Below are 302 nucleotides of genomic sequence, written 5' to 3' on the forward strand. Positions count from 1 at the left end.
GGAGAGAGAGTCGATCGCGTCGACGATCCTCTTGCTCAGGGATCAAGGTCCCCAGTTGCCGTTCCCGTACTCCAGCAAGATCATGGGTTCGACAATAGGAAATCTGCGGGAACTACGGGTTCAGCATCGCGGAAAGCCGTATCGAGTGTTGTATGTGTTCGATCCGCGACGCACTGCTGTACTGCTGCTCGGCGGCGACAAGACTGGCCACGAACGCTGGTATCAACAGAACGTACCGCGAGCTGAAATCATCTATCGTGTGCACTTGCTGCGCACCGCGCACGGAGGAGCCAAAGATGGCG

General features: G+C 57.3%; 1 protein-coding gene. It reads left to right on the forward strand.

Annotated elements, in window-relative coordinates; genetic code table 11:
- Positions 1-302, forward strand: a 302-nt coding sequence (locus tag SB753_RS36145) for a type II toxin-antitoxin system RelE/ParE family toxin (RefSeq protein WP_410804911.1), incomplete at both ends; no start/stop codon positions are given.

It is taken from the genome of Paraburkholderia sp. SIMBA_053 (genome assembly GCF_046534895.1).
Classification (GTDB): Bacteria; Pseudomonadota; Gammaproteobacteria; order Burkholderiales; family Burkholderiaceae; genus Paraburkholderia; species Paraburkholderia caledonica.